20 protein-coding genes and 1 pseudogene are annotated in these 25879 nt (G+C 61.6%); 9 read left to right on the top strand and 12 right to left on the bottom strand.

Going from position 1 to position 25879, the window contains the following annotated elements:
- Positions 1–8: 8 nt before the first annotated feature.
- On the bottom strand, positions 9–959 hold the full coding sequence (locus ACYQ14_RS18870; protein ID WP_459890417.1) for a bifunctional 5,10-methylenetetrahydrofolate dehydrogenase/5,10-methenyltetrahydrofolate cyclohydrolase: 951 nt from the start codon (positions 957–959) through the stop codon (positions 9–11).
- A 240-nt stretch (positions 960–1199) separates the two neighbouring features.
- On the opposite strand from ACYQ14_RS18870, the gene epsC reads away from it, so the two are divergent.
- Positions 1200–2060, top strand: a complete 861-nt coding sequence (gene epsC / locus ACYQ14_RS18865; protein ID WP_459890415.1) for a serine O-acetyltransferase EpsC — start codon at positions 1200–1202, stop codon at positions 2058–2060.
- Positions 2061–2065: 5 nt separating this feature from the next.
- Here the strand turns inward: epsC and ACYQ14_RS18860 are convergent, their stop codons facing one another.
- The 3 genes from ACYQ14_RS18860 to ACYQ14_RS18850 all read right to left on the bottom strand — a co-directional run bounded on the left by ACYQ14_RS18860 (position 2066) and on the right by ACYQ14_RS18850 (position 4514).
- Entirely contained in the window at positions 2066–2194 is a 129-nt protein-coding gene (locus tag ACYQ14_RS18860) for a hypothetical protein (protein WP_459890413.1), read from the bottom strand.
- On the bottom strand, positions 2191–3057 hold the full coding sequence (locus tag ACYQ14_RS18855; RefSeq protein ID WP_459890411.1) for a methylenetetrahydrofolate reductase: 867 nt from the start codon (positions 3055–3057) through the stop codon (positions 2191–2193). The genes ACYQ14_RS18860 and ACYQ14_RS18855 overlap by 4 nt, the downstream gene beginning before the upstream one ends.
- An 80-nt stretch (positions 3058–3137) precedes the next feature.
- Positions 3138–4514 (bottom strand): aminomethyltransferase family protein, encoded by a 1377-nt coding sequence (locus ACYQ14_RS18850; protein WP_459890409.1) that lies wholly within the window; start codon positions 4512–4514, stop codon positions 3138–3140.
- Positions 4515–5007: 493 nt separating this feature from the next.
- Between ACYQ14_RS18850 and ilvA the strand changes: the two genes are divergently transcribed.
- The 3 genes from ilvA to ACYQ14_RS18835 all read left to right on the top strand — a co-directional run bounded on the left by ilvA (position 5008) and on the right by ACYQ14_RS18835 (position 8971).
- Positions 5008–6243 carry a threonine ammonia-lyase gene (gene ilvA, locus ACYQ14_RS18845; RefSeq protein WP_459890408.1) on the top strand — a complete coding sequence of 412 codons (1236 nt, stop codon included), beginning with the start codon at positions 5008–5010 and terminating at the stop codon, positions 6241–6243.
- A 308-nt stretch (positions 6244–6551) separates the two neighbouring features.
- Positions 6552–6857 (top strand): hypothetical protein, encoded by a 306-nt coding sequence (locus tag ACYQ14_RS18840; RefSeq protein WP_459890406.1) that lies wholly within the window; start codon positions 6552–6554, stop codon positions 6855–6857.
- Positions 6858–7174: 317 nt separating this feature from the next.
- A complete protein-coding gene (locus ACYQ14_RS18835; protein WP_459890404.1) occupies positions 7175–8971 on the top strand; it encodes a BCCT family transporter in 1797 nt (598 codons plus the stop codon).
- A gap of 86 nt (positions 8972–9057) precedes the next feature.
- Here the strand turns inward: ACYQ14_RS18835 and ACYQ14_RS18830 are convergent, their stop codons facing one another.
- The 5 genes from ACYQ14_RS18830 to ACYQ14_RS18810 all read right to left on the bottom strand — a co-directional run bounded on the left by ACYQ14_RS18830 (position 9058) and on the right by ACYQ14_RS18810 (position 12529).
- Positions 9058–9480: a universal stress protein gene (locus ACYQ14_RS18830; protein ID WP_459890402.1), complete on the bottom strand. Its 423-nt coding sequence runs from the start codon at positions 9478–9480 to the stop codon at positions 9058–9060.
- A 77-nt stretch (positions 9481–9557) separates the two neighbouring features.
- Positions 9558–9713, bottom strand: coding sequence for a hypothetical protein (locus ACYQ14_RS18825; protein WP_283838945.1), 156 nt, complete (start codon positions 9711–9713; stop codon positions 9558–9560).
- Between the two features lie 37 nt (positions 9714–9750).
- Positions 9751–9951, bottom strand: a complete 201-nt coding sequence (locus ACYQ14_RS18820) for a hypothetical protein (RefSeq protein WP_459890400.1) — start codon at positions 9949–9951, stop codon at positions 9751–9753.
- Between the two features lie 96 nt (positions 9952–10047).
- Positions 10048–10473, bottom strand: a complete 426-nt coding sequence (locus ACYQ14_RS18815; protein WP_459890398.1) for a universal stress protein — start codon at positions 10471–10473, stop codon at positions 10048–10050.
- Between the two features lie 337 nt (positions 10474–10810).
- The gene (locus ACYQ14_RS18810; RefSeq protein ID WP_459890396.1) at positions 10811–12529 is read right to left on the bottom strand and encodes a formate--tetrahydrofolate ligase; all 1719 of its coding nucleotides are present in this window, start codon (positions 12527–12529) and stop codon (positions 10811–10813) included.
- A gap of 346 nt (positions 12530–12875) precedes the next feature.
- Here ACYQ14_RS18810 and folP point away from each other — a divergent pair, with 346 nt between their 5' ends.
- From folP to ACYQ14_RS18785, 5 genes and pseudogenes are all read left to right on the top strand, one after another.
- Entirely contained in the window at positions 12876–15341 is a 2466-nt protein-coding gene (gene folP, locus ACYQ14_RS18805; RefSeq protein WP_459890394.1) for a dihydropteroate synthase, read from the top strand.
- 389 nt (positions 15342–15730) lie between these two features.
- Positions 15731–18262 (top strand): GcvT family protein, encoded by a 2532-nt coding sequence (locus ACYQ14_RS18800; RefSeq protein ID WP_459890392.1) that lies wholly within the window; start codon positions 15731–15733, stop codon positions 18260–18262.
- A gap of 49 nt (positions 18263–18311) precedes the next feature.
- Positions 18312–19085 (top strand): electron transfer flavoprotein subunit beta/FixA family protein, encoded by a 774-nt coding sequence (locus ACYQ14_RS18795; RefSeq protein ID WP_459890390.1) that lies wholly within the window; start codon positions 18312–18314, stop codon positions 19083–19085.
- Positions 19082–20053: an electron transfer flavoprotein subunit alpha/FixB family protein gene (locus ACYQ14_RS18790; protein WP_459890388.1), complete on the top strand. Its 972-nt coding sequence runs from the start codon at positions 19082–19084 to the stop codon at positions 20051–20053. Before ACYQ14_RS18795 ends, ACYQ14_RS18790 begins: the two co-directional genes overlap by 4 nt.
- A gap of 316 nt (positions 20054–20369) precedes the next feature.
- Positions 20370–21643: pseudogene (locus tag ACYQ14_RS18785) on the top strand (RNA-guided endonuclease InsQ/TnpB family protein).
- A gap of 846 nt (positions 21644–22489) precedes the next feature.
- Here ACYQ14_RS18785 and ACYQ14_RS18780 read toward each other — a convergent pair.
- The 3 genes from ACYQ14_RS18780 to ACYQ14_RS18770 form a co-directional block, all read right to left on the bottom strand.
- Positions 22490–23644: a methionine synthase gene (locus ACYQ14_RS18780; protein WP_459890386.1), complete on the bottom strand. Its 1155-nt coding sequence runs from the start codon at positions 23642–23644 to the stop codon at positions 22490–22492.
- 225 nt (positions 23645–23869) lie between these two features.
- Positions 23870–24844 carry a malate dehydrogenase gene (locus ACYQ14_RS18775; RefSeq protein WP_459890384.1) on the bottom strand — a complete coding sequence of 325 codons (975 nt, stop codon included), beginning with the start codon at positions 24842–24844 and terminating at the stop codon, positions 23870–23872.
- Between the two features lie 562 nt (positions 24845–25406).
- Positions 25407–25772, bottom strand: a complete 366-nt coding sequence (locus tag ACYQ14_RS18770; protein WP_459890382.1) for a VOC family protein — start codon at positions 25770–25772, stop codon at positions 25407–25409.
- Positions 25773–25879 lie beyond the last annotated feature (107 nt).

Genomic DNA, 25879 nt, shown 5'->3' with positions numbered 1-25879 from the left:
GTCGAATTCTATCTGTTGGTACCTCGCCGCTCGGCGGCGCGAACGACGTTCTTCACGAGCATCGCGAGCGTGACCGGGCCGACGCCGCCGGGAACGGGAGTGATCGCGCTCGCTTTCTCCCTGGCGCTCTCGAATTCGACGTCGCCAACCACGTCGGCGGTCCTTGAACCGTGTCGACTGCTCGAGCCGTCATCCGTTTTGCTAGTTACGGGTTTGCGGTTCGCGCTCACGTCGACGACCACGGCGCCGGAGGAGAGCATCGAGCCGTCGACCAGTTCCGGAGCGCCGCTAGCGGTGACGACAATGTCCGCCTGACGGGTCACCGACGCGAGGTCGGCCGTCTTCGAGTGACAGACGGTGACGGTCGCGTTTCCCGGCGTCCTGTCTTGGAACAGCAGGTTCGCCAGCGGTTTCCCGATGATTCCGGATCGGCCGACGATTGCGACGTCTGCTCCCACGAGCGGAACGTCGTAGCTCGAAAGTAGCCGGCACACCGCTGCCGGCGTGGCCGGAACGAACCGTGGTTCGCCGGCGACGAGTCGGCCGAGGTTCTCGGGGTGGAAGCAGTCGACGTCCTTCTCGGGCTCGAGCCGCTGCCTGACCGCGGACAGCGCGACGTGGTTCGGAAGCGGAACCTGGACGAACACGCTGTCGATCTCGGAATCGGTACACAGATCCTCGATCTCCCGATGGAGGCGTCGTGACGGTTCGGACGGCTCGAGACGGACGTCCCGCGTTGCAACGCCGACATCGTCGCAGGCAGCGTGCTTCAGGTCCATAAAGCGCTCGTCGGCCGACTCCTCGCTCATCAGTACGGTCCCGAGCGTCGGAACGGTACCTTGCTCGCCGAGTTCGTGGACCCGGTCGCTCACCGCCTCGCGGATGTCCGCCGCGACCGGTTCGCCGAGGAGCAGTTCCGTCGACACGATCTGAGTTCGACGGCGACGCTCTTGTAGCATTCGGCCCGGTAGCCGATGGTTCACTACGTAGGCGGCTCCCGCGGGCAGCTCTGGATCGAGTACCGCGCGGTGTCCAGCCAGGAATCGCTCTGTGAGGCGATCTCTTGGGCCTTCGGTACTGGCTTGCCGTTATCGAACGCTCGAATAGTGTCGGCTCTTCGGCGCGACGATCGTCCATTGATTCGCGATGCGTTCGGCCATTCAACGACTTTGTACCTAGCACGCGAAGGACCAACGGACATGGAGTACAGATACACGGGCGATGCACACGCGCAACTCCTCGAGGCCTACGAGGCGGACGCCGATCCCTTCCCGACGCAGTCGTCGATGAACTTCCCGAAATCGGAACGGCGGGCGGAGATGGGACTGCTCAGACAACTTCTCTTTCCCAGGTGCTGGAACGCCGACGCCCTGCTCGAGGACAAGTCGGCGATACGGGACGTGCTGTCGGAACTGGGGCCGCTATACTGTCGCGGGATCCGCCCGTATTCGGGAACGGATCCGTCCGAAACGGTCGACGACGTGCTCGACCGGCTGCCCGAACTCCGGGCGACGCTCAAGAAGGACGTCGAGGCCGCCTACAAGGGTGATCCCGCCGCGAAGTCCTACGTCGAAGTCATCCGGTCGTATCCCGGCTTTCAGGCCATCACGATGCAACGGGTTGCACACGAACTGTACGAGGCCGGGACTCCCGAGTACGCGCGGGAACTCACCGAGTACGCGAAGACGGTGACGGGGATAGACATCCACCCGGGTGCAAAGATCGGCGAGTACTTTTTCGTCGATCACGGTACCGGCGTCGTCATCGGCGAGACGGCGACGATCGGTGACTGGGTTCGCCTCTACCAGGACGTGACGCTTGGGGCACTCCACTTCGAGGAGGAAGAAGACGAGGAGAAGACGCTGAAGAAGGGGTACAAGCGACATCCGGACATCGGAGACCACGTCGTAATCGGAGCCGGGACGAAGGTACTGGGAGCGGTCACCATCGGCAACCACGTCAGCATCGGCGCGAACTCGTGGGTTACGGAGGACGTGCCGGACAACATGATGGTGTACATCTCCGAGCACCCGACGCAGGAGCGAAAACGGGGCGAGTGAGCTGTTCAGGACCGGACCTCGACTGACGGCGGGTGATCGTCGGATCCCGATGGTGTTGTCGCCGTGAGGATCTCGAGCGACGGGTGAGAGGTGTTCTCCGAGTCGACGGCGAGCGTCGCCTCCTGCAGCGTCACTGATACCGGGCGAGGGTGTCCGCACGCCACGACTCGAGGTCCGGAACCTGGTTGAACGCGTAGATGTGAACGCCGCGGATGTCGTGGTAGGGGTCGGTCGCGTACGGCGCGAGACCTTCGATGAGTTCTTCGGGCACGTAGGTCCCCCGGGAGCCGACGAGCTGGCGGATGAAGCCGAGGACGCCGCTCGTCTTCTGGAGGAAACGGACCGAATCGCCGACGCCGACCTTTTTCGAGATACCCAGTAACCGCTGGTACTTCATAACGCCCGGAATGCCGACCTCGACCGGGAGCTCGATCCCCCGGTCACGGACGTCCGCGATCCACTCGAGGATGATGTCGGAATCGTAACACAGCTGTGTTACGATATACGTGGCGTAGGGCTCTTTCCTCTCCATTGACTCGGCGAGCACCTCGTCGTCGAGGAACGCGTGACCCTCGGGGTAGCCGGTGATGCCGACCTCCTCGAACGCGTAGTCGAGTTCCTCGAGCGCCGAGAGGAGGTCGTACGCCGAGTGAAACTCCCCCGCTGGCTCCTCGCGATCGCCACCCGGGACGAAGACGTCGGTAACTCCGGCGTCGGTGAGCCGTCCCGCGATCTCCTCGAGGTGGTCCTCGTTGCGAACGTAGCGCGCCGCGACGTGCGGGACGATCTCGTAGCCGCGACCGGTCGCTTTCTCGGTCCAGTCGATCGTCGCCTCGAGGCCGAGCGTCGGCGAGGTCGTGATCGCGACCTCCGCGCCGTCCGGGAGGTGCCCCAGTTGTTCGTCGATACTCTCGAACGGCATCAGCTCGAAGCGCGGCTCCTCGAGTAACTCCACTACCCCTTCCGCCATCGCAGTTGACTGTATCTCAGATGACATGGTCTCACTCCTGTGGTGGCTGGTCCGTTCTTCGGCACGAATGCCCGTGACCGGTTGGTTCCCACTCTCCCGGTCACGATTCACTCGGAGGACTCCTCTCTGGCGTTCAGTTTGGCCTGCTCCCGGGCGCTCGGGTTGACCGACGGCTTGAACGGGACCTCCGAGACTTTGGCGTACACCGGCTCGCCGGGTTCCTCAGCGTACTCGTCCGGAAGGTGGACCTGGAACTCCGTCCCGATGTCGCCGTCGTAGACCTCCATCGGATCGCCGTCGAGTTTCGCCGCCGGAACGAACCCGAGCGCGAGGTTCGTCTTGAGTTCGGGGTTGTACCACGGCGACGTGACGTAGCCGCAGTTCTCGCCGGTGTCGGGGTCGGAGATGAGCCAGAAGTCCGGCGCGTAGTCCCGAACCGGCTCGCCAGCCATCTTGAGGCCGACCATCTTGTGGACGAACGGGTACTCGCCGCTCTCGATTTGTGCCTGCTGCCGCTCGAGTTCTTCCTTGCCGATGTAGTCGACGTCCTTGTCGTCGGGGACCTGGTAGCCGAGGTTGACTTGGAACGGTGAGGTCTCGTGGTCCATGTCCTGGCCCCACGAGAGGATCCCTGCCGCGATACGGCGGTGGTGTGCCGGCGCGACCTGCATCCCGCCGTGATCCCTGACGGACTCGAGGACGGGATCCCAGACCGCTTCGGCGTTTTTCGAGGCGTCCCGGACGTAGATCTCGAAGCCTTTCTCGCCGGAGAAGCCGGTCTGGCTCACCAGCACCGAACAGCCGTCGATCTCGGCTTCCATCAGGCCGTAATAGGGGATTTCCTCGACTTCCTCGCCGACGACGTCGGCCATTGCGTCGACGGAGCGCGGGCCCTGAATCTGCATCGGCGCGACGTCGATCTCGTCGATCTCGACGTCGAAGTCCATGCCGACGTTGACGCCCTGGAGCCACTGCATCAGCGTCGAGTCCGAGATCGAAAACCAGAACTCGTCTTCGCCCGGTCGCAACAACACGGGGTCGTTGAGGATGCCGCCGTCCTCGTTGCAGAGGATGACGTACTTGCCACGCATCGTCTCGATCTCGGTCGCGTCCCGGGTGATGACGTGATTGGTGAGCGCCTCGGCGTCGGGCCCTTGCACGCGGATCTGTCGTTCGACCGCGACGTCCCAGAGCGTCACCCGGTTGACCAGCGCATCGTACTCCTCCATCATGCCGCCGTCTTCGGGCTCGACGAGGCCCCTCGGGTGGTAAATTCGGTTGTAGACCGTCGCCCGCCAGGCGCCGTTCTCCACGAACGATTTGTGGAAGAACGGTGACTTGCGAACGCGCGTGGAAACGAGCATCTCGATTCCTGGATCGCCGGACTGGCGCAGATTTCTCGGGAGGGTTCGATCCGACTGATCGACGCTCGGGTAGTTTGGGTGTTCCGTACTGTCCTGTTCCGGTGGCTGACTGTCAGACATTACCATGCATATGTCCCCCGTAGAATATAAAAGTAGGAGATCTCCACCACTTCAACACTCTCGAAACCGGCAATAGTGCGCCAGAAAGGGCCTCGAGAAGGGTGATAGCTTGGATTCGACGAGGCGCGGTTGCGGGAGATTTTCGTCCGACTATACATAACGTATATTTTATACGATGTGGAATTTGATCCGAACGGGTCCCGAAATCCGCACTCGATTCGGGTGATGCAGTGCATTGATAACTCTTTACACTGCTAGCTTTCAGTATCGCCCGACGTGCGTGGACGGCCACAGGAACGACACAACGCACTCGTCGGGAGCGACGCAGCGGTGAGAGAGAATGACCTTCGACGCAACCGACACGTACGATAGGACCGACGGTGAGTTTCCGTGACCCACATCATCGACGGCAACACAATGGCGAACCGAATTCAGGACGCCCTCCGCGACTGTATCGACGGCCTCGAGCCGATCGAATCCCCGTGAGACGACGATGAGTCGAGACGAACTCCCCGTCACGTTCGCTGACGTCGAAGCGGCCCGTGAGCGACTCGACGATCCGTCGATTGTCAAGCGGACGCCGGTCGAGCGGAACACGTCGCTCGAGGCGATGACCGGCGCCGCGGAGGTCGTACTCAAACTCGAGCACCTCCAGTGGACTGGCTCGTTCAAGACCCGCGGGGCGTACAACAAGATCCAGCGCTGTCTGGAGGAGGGGGAACTCGAGCGGGTCGTCGCGGCGAGCGCCGGAAATCACGCACAGGGCGTTGCCCTCGCCGCGACGAAACTCGGCGTCGACTCGACGATCGTCATGCCGACAACCGCTCCCCAGACGAAGATCGACGCCACGCGCGGCTACGGCGGGACCGTCGAACTCGTCGGAAAGGACTTCCAGGAGGCGACGAACTTCGCGCGCGAGCTAGCCGGGGAATCGGAGGCCGAGTTCGTCCACGCGTTCGACGACCCGGCGATCGTCGCCGGCCAGGGAACGCTCGGACTCGAGATGGTCGAAGACGTTCCCGAGGTCGACACCGTCGTCGTGCCGATCGGCGGCGGCGGTCTGATCAGCGGGATCGCAACTGCGTTCGCCGAACGCAGCCCCGAGACGCGGATCGTTGGCGTCCAGGCGGCGGAGGCGGCGACCGTCTCCGACAGCCTGGACAAGGGTGCCCCGCAAACGCTCGACTCGGTCGATACAATCGCGGACGGAATCGCGACGGGCGGCATCTCCGAGCTGACGCTGTCGATTATGGAGCGACACGTCGACGAGGTCGTCACGGTGACGAACGGCGAGATCGCCGAAGCCGTACTGGTTCTGCTGGAGCGAGCGAAACAGTTGGTGGAAGGGGCTGGCGCCGCCGCGGTTGCAGCGATCCGAAGCGACGCGGTCGACGTCGACGGCGAGCGCATAATGCCGCTGCTCTGTGGCGGCAACCTCGACATGACGATGCTCCGCGCGATACTCATCCACGCACTGACTCACCGCGAGCAGATCCTGCGATTGCGGGTACACATCGACGACCGACCCGGAAAGATGGCGGAGCTCTCCGGGGTTATCGCCGACCACGGTGCTAACATTCAGACCGTCCGCCACGACCGTGTCCTCGAGGACCTGGACGTCGGCGAGGCCTACCTGATCTTCCAGGTCGAAACCAGCGGTGCGGAACACGCCCGAAAGATCATCGAGGCGATCGCTGACCACGGGTACGAGGTCGACGTGGTGAACTGACCGAATCCGTCCGGTTAGAGGGAATGAACGTATTTGCTGGTTACCAAAGATAAATTCGCAATTCTTAATCCCCGGTAGTTCAAATGTCTAAGTGAATGAGAACGGAAAGGAAATCCGACGAAACGTCGACAGAAGAACTTGTTAACTATATGCCTGCCATGCCGAACGTGTCCGAGGAGCCGAATTACCTCGTGCAGTTTGTCGCCGGACTGCTCCGTCGCAGTCGCTAGAGGAGCCGATCACGCTTTTCATTACTCGAGTCCAGATACGGGGCGTGTCTTTTTGTTGTTTCAGCGGGAAGTTAGTATATGCGTCCGTTCACTGGTGGGGTGCCCCATTGCAAACGGTGTGGGTGCGGGCTTGAGGGGGACGAGGAAGGGTGTCCCAGGTGCGGGTTCAATCCGCGACAGATGGGGCTTCGCGTCTCGATGGTGTTCTTGATGGTCGTCGTGGTTTCGATGTCGGTGATCACGCTTATGATGCCCTTCTGGACGGGATTGGCGCCGTTTCTCGCCGGACTCGCGGTCGTCTCGTTCGGACTCGCCGTCGTGATGTTCGTCATTTCGTTTCTCGCCACGCCGTACCGGCTTGGTTCCATCTTCGCCCGATTTTGAGAGTTCCATCCGACGCTAGTAATGTTGGATTTTGAACTGGAGGTAATCGTAATTAACTGCCTGACGATACGATTCCTCGTAAAATATCGGTATATTTACCAAAACTATATACGGAAATGCATGGAATCGAAGTAATGGGATTGGTAATGAATGCCACTCGAGATATATTCACACGGTGAGTGGAGGTTGGACCGGGCGGTTGGAGATGGTCAGTGCGATCGACCGGGTGAGCGTGATGCTACGACCTACCGCTTCGAAACGACCGGCGGACGGCCTCGAACGGACAGAACACGACAGGACGAACACGGAGGGTAACTATGGCAGACGAAGACAAACGCGGAATACAGGAAGGTCTGTTCTACGCGGAGACGGACCGAGAACCGGGCGACAAGAACTGGCGAGGATACGGGTTCGACATCAACCCACCCGTATTTCTCATCGCGGGAGGGTTGATCATCCTCTTTATTGCCCTCTCGCTCGCGTTCCCGGATCAGGCGGGGACGGTGTATCAAGACACTCGAGTCGCAGTGTCCGATTACTTCGACTGGCTGTTCATCCTGGCCGCTAACATTTTCATTATCTTCATGGTCTATCTTGCGATAAGCAAGTACGGCTCGATACGACTCGGCGGCGTCGACGGCGAGAAGGAGTTCAGCGACATCTCGTGGGTCGCGATGCTGTTCAGCGCGGGCATGGGGATCGGCCTCATGTTCTTCGGCGTCGCCGAACCGGTGTTTCACCTCTTCGACCCGCACCTGGGTGCCGAGGCGGGAACCGAGGGTGCCGGCGAAGTGGCGCTTGCGGTGTCGCTGTTCCACTGGGGCTTTCACCCGTGGGCGATCTACGCGTTGGTCGCGCTCAGCCTGGCGTTCTTCTCGTACAATCGCGGGCTGCCACTGACCTTCCGGTCAGTGTTCTACCCGGTGCTCGGTGATCGGATCTACGGCTGGCCGGGACACTTCATCGACATCTTCACCATCTTCGCGACGCTGTTCGGCCTCGTGACCTCTCTCGGGTTAGGCGCATTGCAGATCAATGCGGGGCTGACGTTCGTTGGCCAGGAGGTGGGCGCGTTCCCCGCAGTGCCCGACTCGATCTGGGTTGCAGTCGCAATCATCGGGGTCGTCACGGGGATGGCAATCATCTCGGTCTACCTCGGCCTCGACAAGGGGATCCGACGGCTCAGCAACCTGAACCTCACGCTGATGATAATTCTTCTGGCGTCGGTGTTCGTCCTCGGGCCGACGCTGTTCATCCTCGGTGCGATGCCACAGGGCATCGGCGGCTACCTCGGCAACTTCTTCGAGCTGTCCTTCTTCGGCAACTCGTTCGACAACCACTACTTCCAGGGTTCGGAGTACTACGGCTCGGGCGGCGAGGGTGAGGGTGCCTTCCTCGTCGACTGGACGGTGTTCTACTGGGCTTGGTGGATTTCCTGGTCGCCGTTTGTCGGGATGTTCATCGCCCGAATCTCGAAGGGCCGCTCCATCCGGGAGTTCGTCGGTGGAGTGCTCCTGATCCCCGTCGTATTCTCCTTCGCCTGGTTCGCGGCGATGGGCGGGAGTGCCCTCAGCTTCGAACTGAACGAGGCGACGGAAGGGGCGATCAGCGGACCGGTGTTCGAGGTCGGCGAGGAGGTCGCGATGTTCGCGATGTTCGACCTGATGCCGGGAACGGTGCTCCTGTCCCTGCTCGCGATCACCCTGGTGACGACGTTCTTCGTGACCTCCTCGGACTCGGGCTCGCTCGTTCTCGAACACCTGAGCACCGGCGGCAAACACGAGACGCCGCCAGCCGGCCGCGTCTTCTGGGCCGCATCAGAGGGGCTAGTCGCCGCCACGTTGCTGATCGCCGGCGGCGACGCGGCCGTCGAGGCACTCCAGGCGGCCGCCATCGCCAGCGGCCTCCCGTTCACCGTTATTCTGCTGTTCATGATCTACGCCGTGATGATCGGTCTCAAGCGGGAGTACAGACTCCTCCAGTCCGACGAGTTCACCGAGTTGATAGACGATCTCGAGGAGGAAGACGAGATCGTCGTCACGAGCCAGACCGGTGACCTCGTTACCCACGTCAGGACCAGAGAGGACAGAGTTATCGACGTCAGTGACGACTGACGTCCGCTTACGTCGACACGGCAGACTATCGCTCGGACGCCGTGACGATCCTGGCACGGGGGAATCCGAACCGACCGGGTGCGGACCTAGGAGCGAACGACGGTGACCGGTTTCGGACACATCCGCACGACCTTCTCCGTGCTGGATCCGAGGTACTTCTCGAGCGTACCGCGGCCACGCTCGGCCATGACGACGGTGTCGATATCTTCTTGTTTGGCGTAGTCGACGATTTCCTGTGCGACCTTTCCGGTTGTGACCGCGCCGACGCCGTCGAGACCTCGTCCCTCGATCTGCTCTACCACGTCGGTAACGACGTCCTCGCCGTACTGTCGATACTCTTCCATCTCCGACTCGCTCACCCCGACTGTGAGGATGTACGACGCCTCCGTCTCGATGACGTAGATCACGTGTACCTCCGCGCCGAACACCTCCGCGAGATCTAGCCCGTGTTCGATCGCTTTCGACACCCTGTCGCTGCCGTCCGTCGCAATCAGTATCTTGTCTAGCATAACCGTGCTACTGTCTGAGTCTTCGTAGGGCTGTACAAAATAGTTTGTCTCCCGGGGTGTGTCATGCGCCAACCGGTTCAGTCCGTGTTGGTCTCCCTGAGATAGATGGAGAACGCGACGAACGTCAACAGTACGCCGGCGAAAAAGTGACGGCCTGCCAGAAGAAGGAGGAGGCTCGCGATGGCTAGTACCACCGCGAGAATCGTGGAAACAGTCGCGACACGTCCGGACATGTGAGAACAACTGTGGGGGCGGGACTTATACGTGTCGTCAGACCGACGACTCCCGCCACTCGGAGGCCAGGCCGACGCCGCCGAGACCCACCGCGGCGGCCCCGATGGCAATCTCCAGCAACTCACCGCCGAGGGTTCCATTGGCAAGGAGGAGTGTCCCGCCAACGAGAAGGAAGAGTCGGAGGTACGTCCGGGGGCTCCAGTGCATACGTTCTGTCCCCTCTTCGAGGGGGAGCATATCAATTGTAACGGTTCGAAAGCGCACGCGGGTCGGCGGGGCGTCCTCAGAACCGATGCGTGGAACCGGCGTCCATCCTCCCTCCGCGCTCGCTCGTCAATCCCCGGCGACGACCGTCACTGGTGTCTCGGCCATCCGCATGACTTTCTCCGCGGTACTCCCGAGGTGCCTCTCGATTGCCCCGTGACCCTGTTTACCCATGATGATGGCGTCGATGTCGTTTCCCTCGGCGTAGTCGACGATCTCCTCGGATGGGCGCCCGGTCCTGACCACGCCTTCCCCGCCGAGGTCTCGCACGGAGGCGCTCTTGATCACTTCGGTGACGGCATCCTCGCCGTATTCTCTGTAGGACTCTAGCTCCCCGTCGGAGAGACCGACGGTCAGGATGTAGCTGGCTTTGGTCTCGACCACGTACAGCGCGTGCACCTTCGCATCCATCGCCTCGGCAATGTCGAGACCGTGGTCGACGCAACTCTCGGCCTCGTCGCTGCCGTCAGTCGCGATCAGAACGTTATCGTACATTTGTACTCGTCCCCGTCTGTAGTATCGGGGGTATCTCGTATAATCCTTACCTCTGTTAACACATTTCACTATCTGATTGCGGTTCCCGGGCGGAGCGAGTCGGAGCGCAGAGCCTAGTTTGACACCAATTGTATCTCTCGCTCCTGCTTTCGATCCTCGTGACGCGTCGGTACCGCACGCGTGAAGCTGGCTCGAGAAGCCGAAGACGACGCCGAGAATAGGACCAGCCGAAGACGACGACCGACTGGAGAGCTAGAATCGATTGGAGTGGTATCCGTAGCGACCGCGTGTCCGCAGTTTCTCGACCCGGAGACGCATCTCGAGCCCGCTGTCCGGGTCAGAAGAGCCCGGAGACGTCCCCATCGGAGTGAAGATCCATCTCGGCGGCAGCAGGTTCGGCAGGAAGGCCGGGCAGCGTGAGGACGTCGGCGGTGAGCACCACGAGGAAACCGGCACCCGCCGAGGGATAGATCTCGTTTACCTCGAGCGTCCAGTCGTCGGGCGCACCCTTGCGACTCGCGTCGTCACTGAGCGAGTGGAATGTCTTCGACATACAGATCGGGACCTCGTCGAAACCGAGGTTCGCGAGCCGCTCGATGTCGTCTTCGGCGTCGCTGTGGTACTCGACGGCGTCGGCACCGTAGATTTCGGTGGCGACGGTTTCGATCTTCGATTTGATCGACGCGTCGATGTCGTAGAGCGGTTCGAACGTCGATTCGGACTCTGCAGCGTCGACCAGGCTCTCGGCGAGGTCGATCCCACCCTCTCCACCGTCGGTGAAGACGTTCGACTCGGCGACCCTGACCTCGAGTTCGTTCTCACAGTGGTCGACGACCGCGTCGACCTCCGCGTCGGAATCGTCCGGGAAGCGGTTGAGGGCGACGACGACCGGAACGCCGAACTGCTGGAGGTTGGCAACGTGTTTGTCGAGGTTCTCGAACCCGTTGCGAACCGCGTCGACGTCTTCTGCCTCGAGTTCGTCGAGGTCGGGCGGCCACATCTCTTGGCCGTGGTACTTCAGTGCTCGCACCGACGCGACGAGCGTCACCGCGTCGGGTTCCATCTCGCCGAACCGGCAGACGATGTTCATGAACTTCTCGGCGCCCAGATCGGAGCCGAAGCCGGCCTCGGTGATGAGATAGTCGGAGAGGTGGGCGGCGACCCCGTCTGCAATCAGCGAGTTGGTCCCGTGGGCGATGTTCGCGAAGGGGCCGCCGTGGACGAACGCGGGCGTGCCCTCGATCGTCTGGACGACGTTTGGTTTCAACGCGTCTTTCAGCAGGATCGCAGCGGGACCCGTCGCGCCGATGTCGTCTGCGGTAACCGGGTCGCCGCTCTCGTCGTAGGCGACGATGATGCGGGCGAGCCGTTCCTTGAGATCGTCGATCCCGTCGGCGAGACAGAGGACGGCCATCAGTTCCGATGCGGCCGTCAGGATGAACCCATCCTGACGAGGGACACCGGTGACGTCGCCGCCGAGCCCGATCACGGTCTCGCGGAGCACGCGATCGTTCATGTCGATCGCGCGCGGCCAGTTGACCCAGTTGACCGCGATGTCGAGTTCGTTCCCGTGTTTGATGTGGTTGTCGAGCATCGTCGCGATGAGGTTGTGCGCCGACGTGAGCGCGTGGAGGTCGCCGGTGAAGTGGAGGTTGATGTCCTCCATCGGGAGTACCTGGGAGTACCCTCCGCCTGCAGCGCCACCTTTGACCCCGAAGACGGGACCCAGCGACGGTTCGCGGATCGCGATGAGCGCGTCCTTGTCGATCTGATTGAACGCCTGTCCGAGCCCGACCGTCGTCACCGTCTTGCCCTCGCCCAGCGGCGTTGGGGTCATCCCGGTGACCAGAACGAGCTTGCCGTCAGCCGATCGTTCCTCGCGGATCCGCTCGATCGCCTCGAGTGTGACCTTCGCTTTGTGTTCGCCAAACAGTTGCAGGTCGTCCCGCATAAGCCCGAACGGTTCGACGACGTCGGCGATGTGGCTCGTCTCAGCGGACTGTGCGATTTCGTAGTCGGTCGGTATCGACTGGTCGGTTTCCTCAGAGCCTGTCATGTACAGATACGTTTCCGCGCTTGGTGTTAAGTGTTAACACACTTATAACGTTCCGGATACGACGTGGGTGGCGCGCCGAATCGCGGCGATAGCCGTCGTGCAGTGCCCGGTAGTTCACTCCCCTCACGAGTGCCGGAAGCCGTGGTATTGGGGTAGTACGGTACCGGCGGCGGCCTGCGGATGGCGACTGGCGCGAGTTACGTCCTCGAATCGGCGTCCGAATGTGGACGGAAGCTGACGACAGAACGGACACAGCCACACGGCAGAACGTGTATGAAAATGTACTACTTGTGGGCCGACACCGGTCAGTAGGAACTTTATTGGCTGGCGTGTGATCTACCATGTTATGGAGTACCATGAAGCCGTCTCCAGGATGGAACGACTGCGACGGCTCCGGCCGGAAATGGGGACGGAAACGACCGCTGCGATGCTTTCGAATCTGGGGGATCCACACGAGGACCTGGTCGTCGTTCAGATCGCCGGATCGAACGGCAAGGGGAGTACGGCTCGCGTTCTCGACCGAATCTTCCGAGCGGAAGGGCACACTGTCGGCTGTTACACCTCTCCTGACCTGAACGACCGGCGTGAGCGTATCACGGTCGGGGGCCGGAAGATCCCGAAACACGAGGTGGTGCGGTTCGTCGAGACCGTCTGGCCCTTCGTCGTCGACCGGGCCGTCGAGGGTGCGGCGCCGACGTTCTTCGAAGTGTTCACCGCCATGGCCTTCTGGCACTTCGACCGCGAGGACGTCGACGTCGCCGTCCTCGAGGTCGGCATCGGCGGCCGCTACGACGCGACGAGCGTGGTCGATCCCGCGGCGGCCGCGGTCACGACCGTCAGCCTCGAGCACACCGACATCCTCGGCGACACGGTCGAAGAGATCGCTCGCGACAAGGCCCAGATCGCGCCGGCGGACGCGCCGCTGGTGACCGGCGCGACGGGCGCAGCGCTGGACGCGATCCGAGAGGAGACCGACGTCGTACGGGTCAGCCTCGACGCGAAATCTGATCGCGACGGAGACTCGAGCGATCGATCGGCCGAAACAATCGACGTGGTGGCGGAAGAGACCGGGATGGTCTCGCCGACGACGTCGTCGATCTCGCTGGTCGGTCCCGACTGGGAGGTCCAGAGCCGAACGCCGCTTCTCGGTCGCCACCAGGCGGTCAACGCGGGAATCGCCGCCACGCTCGCCAGACAGATCGCCGGAACGTCCGAACGAGACATCGCGGCGGGGGTCCGCAACGTCCGGTGGCCGGGCCGGTTCGAAGTGATGGACGACGAGCCACTCACGATTCTCGACGGCGCGCACAATCCCGACGCGTGTGCGACGGTCGCGACGCTTCTCGAACGGTTCGAGTACGACGATCTCCACCTCGTGTTCGGTGCATTACGCGACAAGGACCACCCGGAGATGTGTCGGATGCTCCCGGATCCTGATCGGATTTACCTCGCCGCGGCGGACGTCGACCGTGCCCTCGGAACGGACGTGCTCGCCGAGACGTTCGACCGCGAGACGGACGCCGAGACCGATCGATTCGGGTCGATCCTCGTCGCACTTGATCGGGCACTCCGGACGGCCGAGCCGTCGGACTGCGTGCTCGTGACCGGATCACTCTCCGTCGTCGGGGAAGCCCGCGACTGGTGGACGCGGACGCTGCAATCGGTCCAGACGCCCACCGCAGAACGCGCTCGAGCAGTCATGCGGCGTGCGGACGTCCCTGCCTCGGAACGCCGGGACCGCGCGGATCGGTTTCCCCACCGAACGCTTCGGTTTCACGTCCGCCAGAAGGAGGCGTCCGAACTGCGCACGCTGATGGAGTCACTGGGCGGCACCTGTGCGGTCGCCGGTATCGGTGCGACGGATCTGCACGTCGAAGTCGTGCTCGGTGGCACGCTCGCGCAGTTTACGGATCTCGTCGTCCGACTGCGCGGGCGGGCGGTCGGCGGCCGTCGGTTGGCCGAACAGCTGACCGACGCGCTCGGCATCGGGGCCGACGACTCGAGCGGCGAGTACCCGTGGAACGAGGGGACGGCGGTGATGGGGATCCTGAACGTGACGCCGGACAGCTTCCCCGACGGTGACGAGTACGATGCGGTTGAGGACGCCGTCGCTCGCGCCGAGGAGATGGTCGCGGCGGGGGCGGACGTTGTCGACGTCGGCGGCGAATCGACCCGACTGGGAGCCGAGCCGATTCCCGCCGAGACGGAACGCGAGCGCACCCTTCCAGTTATCGAGCGCCTCGACGGGCTCGAGGCGATGGTCTCGATCGACACGCACAAACCGTCGGTCGCAGAGGCTGCGCTCGACGCGGGCGCAGACATGGTCAACGACGTCACCGGGCTCGCGGACGCGGAGATGAGACGCATCGTCGCCGAACGGGAGGTGCCAGCCGCGCTCGTGCACAGTCTCTCCGCCCCGGTCGACCCCGGTCGACAGCACACCTACGACGACGTCGTCGGCGACGTGCTCGAGCGACTCACGGAGCGTGTGCTCCTCGCCGAGCGCGCGGGGATCGATCGCTCGCGACTCGTGCTCGGCCCCGGACTCGGCTTCGGAACGACCGCCGTCGAGAGCTTCGAGTTGCTCGACCGGATCGCGGAGTTCCGTGCGCTGGGGATACCGCTGATGATTGGTCACTCCCGCAACTCGATGTTCGAGCACGCGACGCGTCGCGACGAGGATCGAGTCGTGCCGACCGCCGTCGCGATGGCGCTGGCGGCCGAGCGCGGCGTCGATCTCGTTCGTGTCCACGACGTCGTTCCGAACGCCGCCGCGATCGCCACCGCCGAGCGGACCGTCGTCGACCGGTAACCGTCGCTGCGGATCGGCATGGGACTCCGATCGTTCGGCGCTGTGGCTCCGACTGAAATTGGCCGTGCCGTTCGTCCTGGCCCGACCACAGAATCATCGGTCGAACGGCACAACCTCTAGAATGAGGGACACGTTGTGAATGTCTTGTGAGTCGCCTCGGACGCTGCTCGACTGGAGCTCGGGGCTGTTACGGGCCGGTTCGCGAACTGCCTGTCACCATCGATCGGCGTTCGAATCGCTCGTTGTATCTGTTCGGTGTCAGGTTTGCGGACGCTTAATACCCTGTGAGGTAGTACCAAATGAGCGAAGATGTTACTGTACGGTACCAACTCGAGAGTAGGGATCGACTCGAGGAACGGACGGCTACGTGACGGAGGTATCGACCGACGATGAGCGACAGCGACTTCCCGTCGAGTGCGGACACAGTCATTATCGGGACGGGCATCGTCGGGAACAGTCTCACCTATCACCTCGCAGAACAGGGTCGGGACGATATCCTGTTGATGGACAAGGGGCCGCTCCCCGATCCGGGTGGCTCGACCGGTCACGCGTCAAACTTCCTGATGCCGGTCGAGCACTCGAAGGAGATGACCCACCTCACTCGCCGGAGCATCGAACAGTACGACGACATGGACACGTTCACGAACAGCGGCGGGATCGAGGTGGCCCGGACCGACGAGCGGATGGACGAACTCGAGCGACGCGTCCAGTCGGCCAAATCGTGGGGCGAAGCCGGGCGACTGCTCACCGTCGAGGAGATCGAAGAGATGGTGCCGTACGTCAATACGGACATCATCAAGGGCGGCTTCTACAGCGAGGGTGCCGGAACCTGCGATCCGCTCCGCGCTGGCGAGGTCATGCGGGCGCGGGCGGACGATGCGATGGAGGGCGGTCTGACGCTCTCGCCGAACACCGAGGTGCTCGATCTGCACGTCGAGAACGGAGCGATCCAGGCCGTCGAAACTGACCGCGGGACGGTCGAGGCCGGCGAGGTCGTGATCGCCGCGGGGCTGTGGAGCCCCAAGATCGCCGAGATGGCCGGCGCCGAGATCCCCCTGACCCCAGCAGTCCACCAGATGGTCAGCGTCGGACCGATCTCGTTCTTCGAAGACTACGAGGGCGAAATCTCCTTCCCCGTCGTGCGGGACATGGACACCCAGATGTACGAGCGCCAGCACGGTAACGACCTCGAGGTCGGCTCTTACCAGCACCGGCCGATCCTCTGGGACGTCGAGGACATCCCCTCGATCGACGAGGCGCCGCTGTCGCCGACACAGCCGCCGCTGACCGACGACGCGTTCGAGCAGTCGATGGCCGATGCGCTCGAGATCGTTCCGGAACTGCTCGACGATCCCGAGGCCGGAATCCGCCACGAGATCGACGGGTTGCTGTCGGTCACCCCGGACGGAATGCCGCTGCTGGGTCCGATCCAGGACGTCGAGGGGCTGTGGTCGTGTGCCGCGGTCTGGATCAAGGAAGCGCCCGCGATCGGCGAGGCCGTCGCTCAGTGGATGACGCGGGGCTGGTCGGACATCGACCTCCACGGCTCGGACGTCAACCGGTTCTACGAGTACGGAACCTCCAGGAAATTTGTCGAGAACCGCGCCCACGAGGGGTTCCAGAAGATCTACGGCATCGTTCACCCGGCCGAACAGTGGCAGAGTTCCCGACCGCTGCGGACCAGCCCGTTCTACGACCGGCAGGACGCCCTCGACGCGCGGTTCTTCGAAGCCGCCGGCTGGGAACGGCCGCAGTGGTTCGAGTCCAACGAAGATCTCCTCGAGCGCTACGACGACCTCGAGGGGCTGAAACGGCCCAACGAATGGGACTCTCGGTGGTGGTCGCCGATCATCCTGGCCGAACATCTGCACATGCGGGACAACGTCGCCATGGTCGGGGACATGGGCTTTGGCAAGTTCGACTTCGTGGGTTCGGACGTCGTCGACTACATGGAACGGATGGCCGTCGGCCGGACCGACGTCGACGTCGGAAAGACGGTCTATACGCCGATTCTCGCCGAGAACGGCGGCTTCGTCTCGGACCTGACGATCGCCCGGCTCGGTCCCGAACACTACCGGGTCATCACCGGCGGGGCGGCGGCCGGCGGCGACCGCGCATGGTTCGGGGATCACATCGGCACGGACGAGGACGTGACGCTGATCGACCGCTCCGAGTCGCTGTGCACGCTCGGCGTCTGGGGCCCCGACGCCCGTGCGGTCGTCGATAGCGTGGCCGATGAGGACGTATCCCACGAAGCGTTCCCGCCATACACCGCACAGGAACTCACCATCGGCGAGGTCGACTGCTGGGCGATGCGTCTCTCCTACGTCGGCGAACGGGGCTGGGAGATATACACGTCGATGGGCCAGGGCCAGCGCCTCTGGGATATCATCGCCGAGGCCGGCGAGGAGTACGACATCCGGCCCGTCGGCATGGGTGTCTACGGAACGACCGGCCGCATGGAGAAGGGGTACCGCCTCCACGGCCACGAACTCGAACTCGAGTACACCCCGGCGGAGGCCGGACTTACGTTCCACGGCGTCAAGGACGCCGACTTCATCGGGAAGGAAGCCTACGCCGAGGCGCTCGAGGAAGACAACGCAGCCACGCTCTGTACCCTCTCGGTGGCCGATCACACGTCGTCCGACGGCGAACGCCGGTTCATGCTCGGTAACGAGCCGGTACTGAACGAGGACGGCGACGTGATCGTCGACGAGGAGGGCCGGGAGTCCTACGTCACGAGCGCGGGAACCGGTCCGAGCGTCGGCAAACACCTGCTGATGGCGTACCTCCCGCCGGAGTACGCCGACGAGGGGCAGGGACTGCACGTCGAGTACATGGGCGAGCAGTACCCCGTGACCGTCGAGGTCGTCGGGAGCGAGCCGCTGTTCGATCCGGAGAACGAACGGATCCGCAGCTAGCACAGCACGCGAACCACATCGAGGCCGTCTGCGGCCTCCCATCCACACAATGAACGTACTAGCCTGTATCAAACGGGTACCGAACACCGGTGCAAAGATCGTACTAACGGACGACAACCAACGGATCGATACGAGTAATCTCGGGTTTACCATGAGCCCGCACGAGGAGTGTGCCGTCGAGGAAGCCATCCAGCAAGTCGAAACTCACGGCGGTTCGACGCACGTCCTCACGCTCGGCCCGGAGGAAGCGACCGAACAGCTCCGGACGGGACTTGCCATGCGGGCCGACGAGGCGACGCTGCTCGAGACTGACGGCGAGGAGTGGGGCCCCCGGGCGACCGCGTCGGCCATCGCGACCGCCATTCGCGACCTGCCCGACGACGACGCCGAGTTCGACCTGCTGCTGTTCGGGAACGAGTCGGCCGATATGGCCAACTACCAGGTCGGCGTCCGCGTCGCGACCGAACTCGATCTCCCCTGCGTGACGGGGATCAAATCACTCGAGGTCGAGGACGGCGTGGCGACCGCGAAACGCGAGATCGGCGGCGGCGAGGAAGTGTACGAGATCGACCTGCCGGCGGTCGTCTCGGTAAAAGAAGGGATCAACGAGCCCCGATACGCCTCGATGCGCGCCAAGATGCAGGCGCGTCGCCAGGAGGTCGGCCGCCTCGAGCCCGATCGGACGGAGGCTCCGGGCACGTTCGAGAAAACCCGCCTGGAGGCTCCCGAAGCGGACGACTCCGACGCCACGGTTCTCGGCGAGGGGACCGATGCTGTCCCGGAGATCGTCGAACTACTCGAGTCGGAGATCGAAGTACTATGATCCTCGGATTCGTCGAACACGAAAGCGGCGTTCCCGAAGAGACCTCCCTCGAGATGCTTACCATGGCCCGCGAGCTCGCTACGGACGAAGAGGCGGCGCTTTGTGCCGTCGTCTTCGGTGACGAGGGGGCCGCCCTGAAAGACGAGCTCGGCCCGTACGGCGTCGAAGAAATGTACCACGTCACTCACGACCGCCTCGAGGGCTACGCACCGGAGGGGTGGGGTGAAAGCGTTGCCCAGCTCGTCTCGGAACTGGGCGCGAGCACGGTCGCGGCCGCCGGGACGGATCGCGGGCACGAAGTGCTGGCCCACGCCGGCGCCACGCTCGACGCCCCGATGGCGACCAACTGTGTCGACGTCACCGGGGCGGGAGAGAGCTACGAGGTGCGCCGTGACCGCTGGGGCGGTAGCCTCGTCGAGCACGCCCGCCTCGAGGGTGAGACGAAGCTGGTGACCGCTGCCGAGCACGAATACCCGATCGAGGAGGCCGCGTCGACGACCGAGCCGACGGTCAACGAGTTCACGCCGTCGCTCGACGACGCCCATCTCCGGGTCCGCGTCGAGCGAGTCGAGACGGCAGACGAGGAGGGAATTCCCCTGGGCGAAGCCCGTGTCGTGGTCGGCGGTGGCCGCGGCGTCGGTGGCCCGGAGGACTACGACAAACTCGAGGAGTTGGCCGATCTGCTCGGCGGAACGGTCGGTGCTTCGCGGGCCGCGATCAACGAGGGCTGGCGGCCCCACGACGATCAGATCGGGCTAACCGGCGCACAGATCAGTCCCGACATCTACATCGCCTGTGGGATCAGCGGCGCAGTCCAGCACATGGTCGGATGCAAGGGTGCCGACAAGATCCTCGCGATCAACACCGACTCGGAGGCTGCTATCGTCCAGAAAGCCGACTACGCCGTGATCGGCGACCTTCACGAGGTCATTCCGGAGCTGACCGACGCGATACGCGAGGTGACGTAACTGACGCCGCCGTCGCCCGCGGGTTCGATCGCGAATACGGTTCGTTCGCCACGTTTCGCCAGTCGGTCCTCACCGGGCCGGCACCGAAAGAGAGCCCACGGACGAGTAGTGATCTGGCTCCGACGAGTTGGCAACGGCACAAATTGTCCCTGTATTGAGAGATTATGGGATGAACAGGCACAAAACCTCACGCTTTAGCGCGGGGATACGCGCCGTCACTGGATGACACAATCGACCGACAGTAGCATTACAGGATATTTCACGCCAACCGGTACTATTAACAAACCAGCGTTCATAACCACTTATGAATACAGAAATGGGTCGAACCATCCGAACGTTCGAGGCGACGATTACGAACCAGAACAGGTTCGTGACGACCCCGACCAACTCGGTTGGGCTGGCTCAAAACTCTGGAACGTCGGTCGCTACTACGCACACGAACAGTGGGACGAAACGGGCGAGATTCCTGATGACGGGGAACTCAAAGCCGAACTCAAAAGCCATGAACGCTACACGGACTTACATTCTCAATCCAGTCAGCGCGTTCTCGAAGAACTCGCTGAAGCGTTCAACGGCTGGTTCGGTAAGCGTCGGAACGGCGACAACCGTGCCCGACCGCCCGGCTACCGCAAAAACGGAGACTCCCACCCGCGTTCAACTGTGTCGTTCAAAGCGGCTGGTTTTAAGCACGACGCACAGTTCACCCGCGTTCGCCTCTCGAAAGGCCGTAACCTCAAAGAACACTGTTCAGACTTCATCCTGTGTGAATACCAGACTCGCCCGGATGTTGACCTGATCGAGTGGGACATCCAACAGGTTCGCGCCGTCTACAAACGCGACGAGTGGCGACTTCAATTCGTCTGTCGCACCACCATCGACCCGAAACCACCGGGCGACGAGGTGGCTGGTGTTGACCTCGGGATCTGCAACTTCGCCGCTGTCTCGTTCGGCGGCGAATCGATGTTGTATCCGGGTGGCGCACTCAAGGAGGACGAATACTACTTCACGAAGAAGAAAGCCAAGTGCAACGATTCCTCGTCCCGAGAGGCTACTCGTCTTGATCGGACGCGAACAGGTCGTCGGACACACTTCTTGCACGCACTCTCGAAAGCGATAGTCGAGGAGTGCGTTGAGCGAGGTGTTGGCACACTTGTCGTTGGCGACCTTGGTGGCATCCGAGAAGACGACGAGAGTGGTGAGTCTAGAAATTGGGGCGACCACGGCAACCTCGACTTGCATGGGTGGGCGCTCGACCGTTTCACGACGCTTCTCGACTACAAGGCCGAAGCCGAAGGTATCGACGTGGAGTTGGTGTCCGAACGCGATACGTCGAAATCGTGCTCGGCGTGTGACCACACAGACGACAATCAGCACGTTGAACGTGGCCTGTACGTATGTGAGATGTGTGAGACGGTTGCGAATGCGGATGTGAACGGTGCGGAGAATATTCGGCAAAAGGTACTCCCGAGTCTCGCCACGGATGGCGGTGATAGGGATAACGGCTGGTTGGCACAGCCAGCGGTTCACCTGTTCGACCGTAGTGAGGGCTGTTTCGCCCCACGAGAACAGGTCGCTAACCGCGAACCGTAATATCCCAACGCGGTCGGGAATCCTCGTCCTTCAGGGCGGGGAGGATGTCAATGTGTTTGGTCGGGAGCGTGTGTTTGCTGCGTTCGATACAGGACGAGCATCGAACGCGAAGGACAGTGATATATTATCAGAAATTTGTCGGTACTGGGAGAGTATCAGTATGAAGTAGCTGATTTTTCGAACCCGAATCAGTCAGCAGTCCTCGAACCAAATCGAGTAACTCGCCCTATCTAAAGGAAGACCACACGGACGGATACGAGTACGTAACGCTCTCAATTGATGGTCGGAACACGCCATTGTCATCGCAGTCGAACCGGTTCGCCGAAAATCTACGTGGGAGGTGATGATAGCGAACCCTAGCCAAATTAGCAATTATCGACTTCTTACGTTTCAGGTAACCAATATGTCGACTTTTATAGAATGGTGGTCGATTGGGAGTTTGATCTGCCTGATCAGGAACTATAACTTCTCTCGAGCCTCTATTTTCTAGTTAGACCAGTTTGAGAAACAAGCAGGTCGTAGAGTTTGTTTGAGACAATACTCACAGACTGCTTAGCGAGTCTTGTGCGGCGTATCGGTTAATCTCATACCGCTCGACGACTCCAGTACGGTAGGGACCGCACAGCATGAACGCCACTGGTCGACGGACGAACCATCGACGGCTCAGTCACGGTTCGCGGCGGTAACCGGGTTGATCCGATGGGCTGACGGTGACCGCGTGATCGCCGATGACCGACGGGAGTTCCTCGAGAGGCGGATCGGCTACGGCGAGGCGATAACCGATACGACGCTGGTCCCACTCGAGAAGACGCTACATCGCGATCGTTCGACCGCTTCAGCCTTCTCTCAGTGGAGACGCTCGGTCGCGATCTCGCTCCCCTCGACGAGCGCCTCGAGTTTCGACCACGCTATTTCGGGATTGACCATGCCGATGCCGGCCTGCGTGTCGAAGCCGCAGTCGGGCGCGGCGACGATCGGCGTCGAATCGTCGACGACGTCGGCGACCCGTTCGAGGCGGTCCGCGATCGTCTCCGGGTGGTCGATGATGTTCGTTTTCACGTCGACGACCCCCGGCATTAGGGTCCACCCGTCCGGAACCGGCTGTTCGGCGAATGCGCGGTATTCGTGCTGGTGGCGCGGGTTGGCCTGTTCGACGTGCAATCCCGTGATGTCGGCTTCGTATATCTCCGGCAGGAGGTCGACGAGATTCGCGTCGAGATGGTGGGGCCCCTCGTAACTCCCCCAGCAGGTGTGAAGCCGGACCTGCTCGGCGGGGACGTTTTCGAGAGCCCTGTTGAGCGCCTTGACGTGGAGATTCGTGGCGTTCTTGATATCCTCGATGGGTTCGTCCGCGAAGGCCGATGTCTGGCCGACGGTGAGGAGTTCAGGGGCGTCGATCTGGATGGTCATCCCGGTTTCGGCGACCAGTTCGTACTCGTCTGCCATTGCGTCCGCGACGTCGAAGAGGTACTCCTTGTAGGAGTCGTAGTAGTCGTTGACGTGTGTGGTCGTAACGATGCTCGGCGACGCTGAGGTCATGAACGTCTCCTCGTATTCGGCGTCGACGGTTGTAAGCGCCTCCCGGAACTCCTCGCATTCGGCGGCGGCCTCCTCCTGGCCGGTGTACTCGATTTCGTCGACGACGACGGGCTGCATCGAGAGGTCGATGACGTCCGTCTTGAACGTTTCCTCGGCGTACTCCGGGTAATCCTCGAGGTCAGCCCATATCTCCTGCTCGCGCTCGCCCTCGATGCCGCTGAGTCGGTCTGCGACGTACCAGTTGAACGAGACTCGAGACTGCTCGCCGTTGTTGACGACGTCGAGGCCGATGTCTGCTTGGCGTTCGAGGACGGTCCGTGTGGCGTCGGTGACGGTCGCCTCCCACTCGTCTTCGTCGACGCTCGCCCCGTCCTGGCGCGCTTTGAGAAGCTCGAGCAGTTCTGGCGGACGGGGGAGACTTCCGACGTGCGTCGTGTGGATTCGGTCTTCGGTAGTCGTCATTGAGTACTCGAGGATTCGTTGCGTCGGGTAGTATATCTCACGATACTCTACTGTAACCATGACCGCCTGCTAAAACCCGGGTGTAACGCCGTTCTCCGTCTTCGGAACACATCGATAGAGGGGTGTCCCCTTCCCCAGTCTTGTAACTAAACGGAGGCGACAACGTCGCTCACATCGCTGTGTCTCAAACTATTCCAGTTACCGTATCCAAAAATCCCATTCCACTCAGTTAAAGGTATCGAGTCTGTTGATATCCGTCTGAATATTGTTATGTGCGGTTTCTACCCTCTGGGCTTCCGAACTCGAGAGGTCCCACTCTATCGTTCGTTTCACCCCGCTCTCGTTCAACTCCACCGGGATACTCAGACATCCGTCTTCCAATCCGTATTCTCCATCGACCGGAACGGAGAGACACAGGTGATCCTGAAGGGTCTCGTCGAACATGTTTCTAAGTACGCGACTCAATCCCGCGCTGGTTACCCATCGCGATGAGTCTTCTATTCCGCGACCCTCTGCGATTTTGAACGGAATCTCGAGCACTCGTTCCGTGATCTCCGCTCGTTGTTCCCCCGAGAGGCTCACGCGGTCCCCGTTTACCGTCGCTTTCGAAAAGATGGGGACGACGTTATCGCCGTGTTCGCCCATCGTCGGACAGTACACCTTGGACGGGTGGACATCATACAGCGATGCGATCGTCTCCGCGGCTCTTGCCGTTTCGGCTAACGAAAATCCGAGAAACCGCTCGCGGTCCCACTTCAATCGATCCCAGAGTCTGTACGTGATCGTATCGATCGGGTTCGTAACGACGATCACGGGCAACGGACCGATCGACCGCAACTGAGTGGCGATATCGTCGATGATCGGAACGTTTCCTGCTAGCTCTTTTTTCCGTACGTCTCCGTTCTCGGCTTCTTTCGGATCGATCTCCAGGGGGGCGCGAGCAGTAATCACTACCACATTCGGTTCTAACGTCTCGAGTTCGTCCGTTCCGATGCTCTCGATCGTTCCGGAAGCGGACGAGCCCTCCTTCGGAGAATCGGCGAAGTGATACTGACCATGCGTAATATCTGTCGCGTGCCCCCACGCGGCATCTTCGGCTTTTTCGACGATCGTGACGTCGGCGTTTGGATTATTTGCAATAATTGTGTAAGCGAAGGTCGATCCGATCGTACTCGCTCCGCCGATAATTGCGACGTGCATTGCTGTGGAGAACCTGCGCGGTAACAATAAGCATACTGATCGCCAAACTAGAGATTTCCTTCAGTTATACCCCTCTTAGTTACTCGGCGCTCTGTAACGTTTAACTAGTGTTCGTACCTGTCTGCGGGCTACGAACCGTCTTCTACCCCTTCCGATATGTTCGGATGGAGGCTCGTCGAATACGTCCTACTGATATCTTACAAACATATGGTTGTAATATGCCTGGCGAACTGTATAAATCTCACAAACTAAATATCGAATTTTACTATGTGTGTATTTACAATTCTCTGGATCCGATTAAATCGGAACTGCGGCATTCTACTGTCGGGCGAGATATCATCTGCCCGGTACCGTTAAATGAAACGACTTTCGAGAACAATTCTCGAGTAGAAATGTCCGAAGGAGTCTGATCCCAACTGTCTCGATTCCGAGAATGGAATCGCGGGTGGTAAACGCTTTGAAAAGGCGCGGGTGGTAGACGTTTTGTCAAGGTCCGCGCTTCGCTTTCGCTGTCTCGCCGGCCGAAACGCTTCTCACTCGCCGGTCGGCGGCACTCGCATCTTTACTCGTCGTCCGACACTACCTGGAACCGTCGACCGTCGGGGTCGCGGAAGTTCGTAATAGTTCGGCCGGTCGCTTCAACGTCGTACGGACCGACGATCGAATCGATGTCTTCCTCCTCGAGTTGCTCGGAAACTTCGTCGATATCGTCGACCCCGAAGGCGATGTGGTTGATTCCTGGGACCTCTTCGCCTTCGACGGTGTGGATTTCGAAGAGCGGACCGTCCCCGGATGCCGGTTCGAGTTCGAAGGACTCGCCGTGGTGTTCCGTCGTTCGAAGCTCTTCGTATCCGAGCTTCTTCAGGAATCCGGCCATTTCCTCAGCGTTACTTGCCTCTATCTCGATGTGGTCGATTTCTCCAATCACATGTGACCGGAATTTCCCTAGCCGAATATTTCTTTCGATAGTGGCAATCTATATCGATACTAGCACTGTTGACTAGTGGATACTCCGTTTCGGAGTTATTATCTCGT

The sequence above is a fragment of the Halostagnicola bangensis genome, assembly GCF_054653435.1.
Note: the sequence above shows the minus strand (reverse complement) of the source record. Positions and strands in the feature narration are given on the sequence as shown.

What these genes read in the sequence shown, in the direction of transcription:
- ACYQ14_RS18870 (WP_459890417.1), bottom strand. Translation starts at nt 959, where the DNA reads ATGCTACAAGAGCGTCGCCGTCGAACTCAGATCGTGTCGACGGAACTG.
- epsC (WP_459890415.1), top strand. Translation starts at nt 1,200, where the DNA reads ATGGAGTACAGATACACGGGCGATGCACACGCGCAACTCCTCGAGGCC.
- ACYQ14_RS18855 (WP_459890411.1), bottom strand. Translation starts at nt 3,057, where the DNA reads ATGTCATCTGAGATACAGTCAACTGCGATGGCGGAAGGGGTAGTGGAG.
- ACYQ14_RS18850 (WP_459890409.1), bottom strand. Translation starts at nt 4,514, where the DNA reads ATGTCTGACAGTCAGCCACCGGAACAGGACAGTACGGAACACCCAAAC.
- ilvA (WP_459890408.1), top strand. Translation starts at nt 5,008, where the DNA reads ATGAGTCGAGACGAACTCCCCGTCACGTTCGCTGACGTCGAAGCGGCC.
- ACYQ14_RS18840 (WP_459890406.1), top strand. Translation starts at nt 6,552, where the DNA reads ATGCGTCCGTTCACTGGTGGGGTGCCCCATTGCAAACGGTGTGGGTGC.
- ACYQ14_RS18835 (WP_459890404.1), top strand. Translation starts at nt 7,175, where the DNA reads ATGGCAGACGAAGACAAACGCGGAATACAGGAAGGTCTGTTCTACGCG.
- ACYQ14_RS18830 (WP_459890402.1), bottom strand. Translation starts at nt 9,480, where the DNA reads ATGCTAGACAAGATACTGATTGCGACGGACGGCAGCGACAGGGTGTCG.
- ACYQ14_RS18825 (WP_283838945.1), bottom strand. Translation starts at nt 9,713, where the DNA reads ATGTCCGGACGTGTCGCGACTGTTTCCACGATTCTCGCGGTGGTACTA.
- ACYQ14_RS18820 (WP_459890400.1), bottom strand. Translation starts at nt 9,951, where the DNA reads ATGCTCCCCCTCGAAGAGGGGACAGAACGTATGCACTGGAGCCCCCGG.
- ACYQ14_RS18815 (WP_459890398.1), bottom strand. Translation starts at nt 10,473, where the DNA reads ATGTACGATAACGTTCTGATCGCGACTGACGGCAGCGACGAGGCCGAG.
- ACYQ14_RS18810 (WP_459890396.1), bottom strand. Translation starts at nt 12,529, where the DNA reads ATGACAGGCTCTGAGGAAACCGACCAGTCGATACCGACCGACTACGAA.
- folP (WP_459890394.1), top strand. Translation starts at nt 12,876, where the DNA reads ATGGAGTACCATGAAGCCGTCTCCAGGATGGAACGACTGCGACGGCTC.
- ACYQ14_RS18800 (WP_459890392.1), top strand. Translation starts at nt 15,731, where the DNA reads ATGAGCGACAGCGACTTCCCGTCGAGTGCGGACACAGTCATTATCGGG.
- ACYQ14_RS18795 (WP_459890390.1), top strand. Translation starts at nt 18,312, where the DNA reads ATGAACGTACTAGCCTGTATCAAACGGGTACCGAACACCGGTGCAAAG.
- ACYQ14_RS18790 (WP_459890388.1), top strand. Translation starts at nt 19,082, where the DNA reads ATGATCCTCGGATTCGTCGAACACGAAAGCGGCGTTCCCGAAGAGACC.
- ACYQ14_RS18780 (WP_459890386.1), bottom strand. Translation starts at nt 23,644, where the DNA reads ATGACGACTACCGAAGACCGAATCCACACGACGCACGTCGGAAGTCTC.
- ACYQ14_RS18775 (WP_459890384.1), bottom strand. Translation starts at nt 24,844, where the DNA reads ATGCACGTCGCAATTATCGGCGGAGCGAGTACGATCGGATCGACCTTC.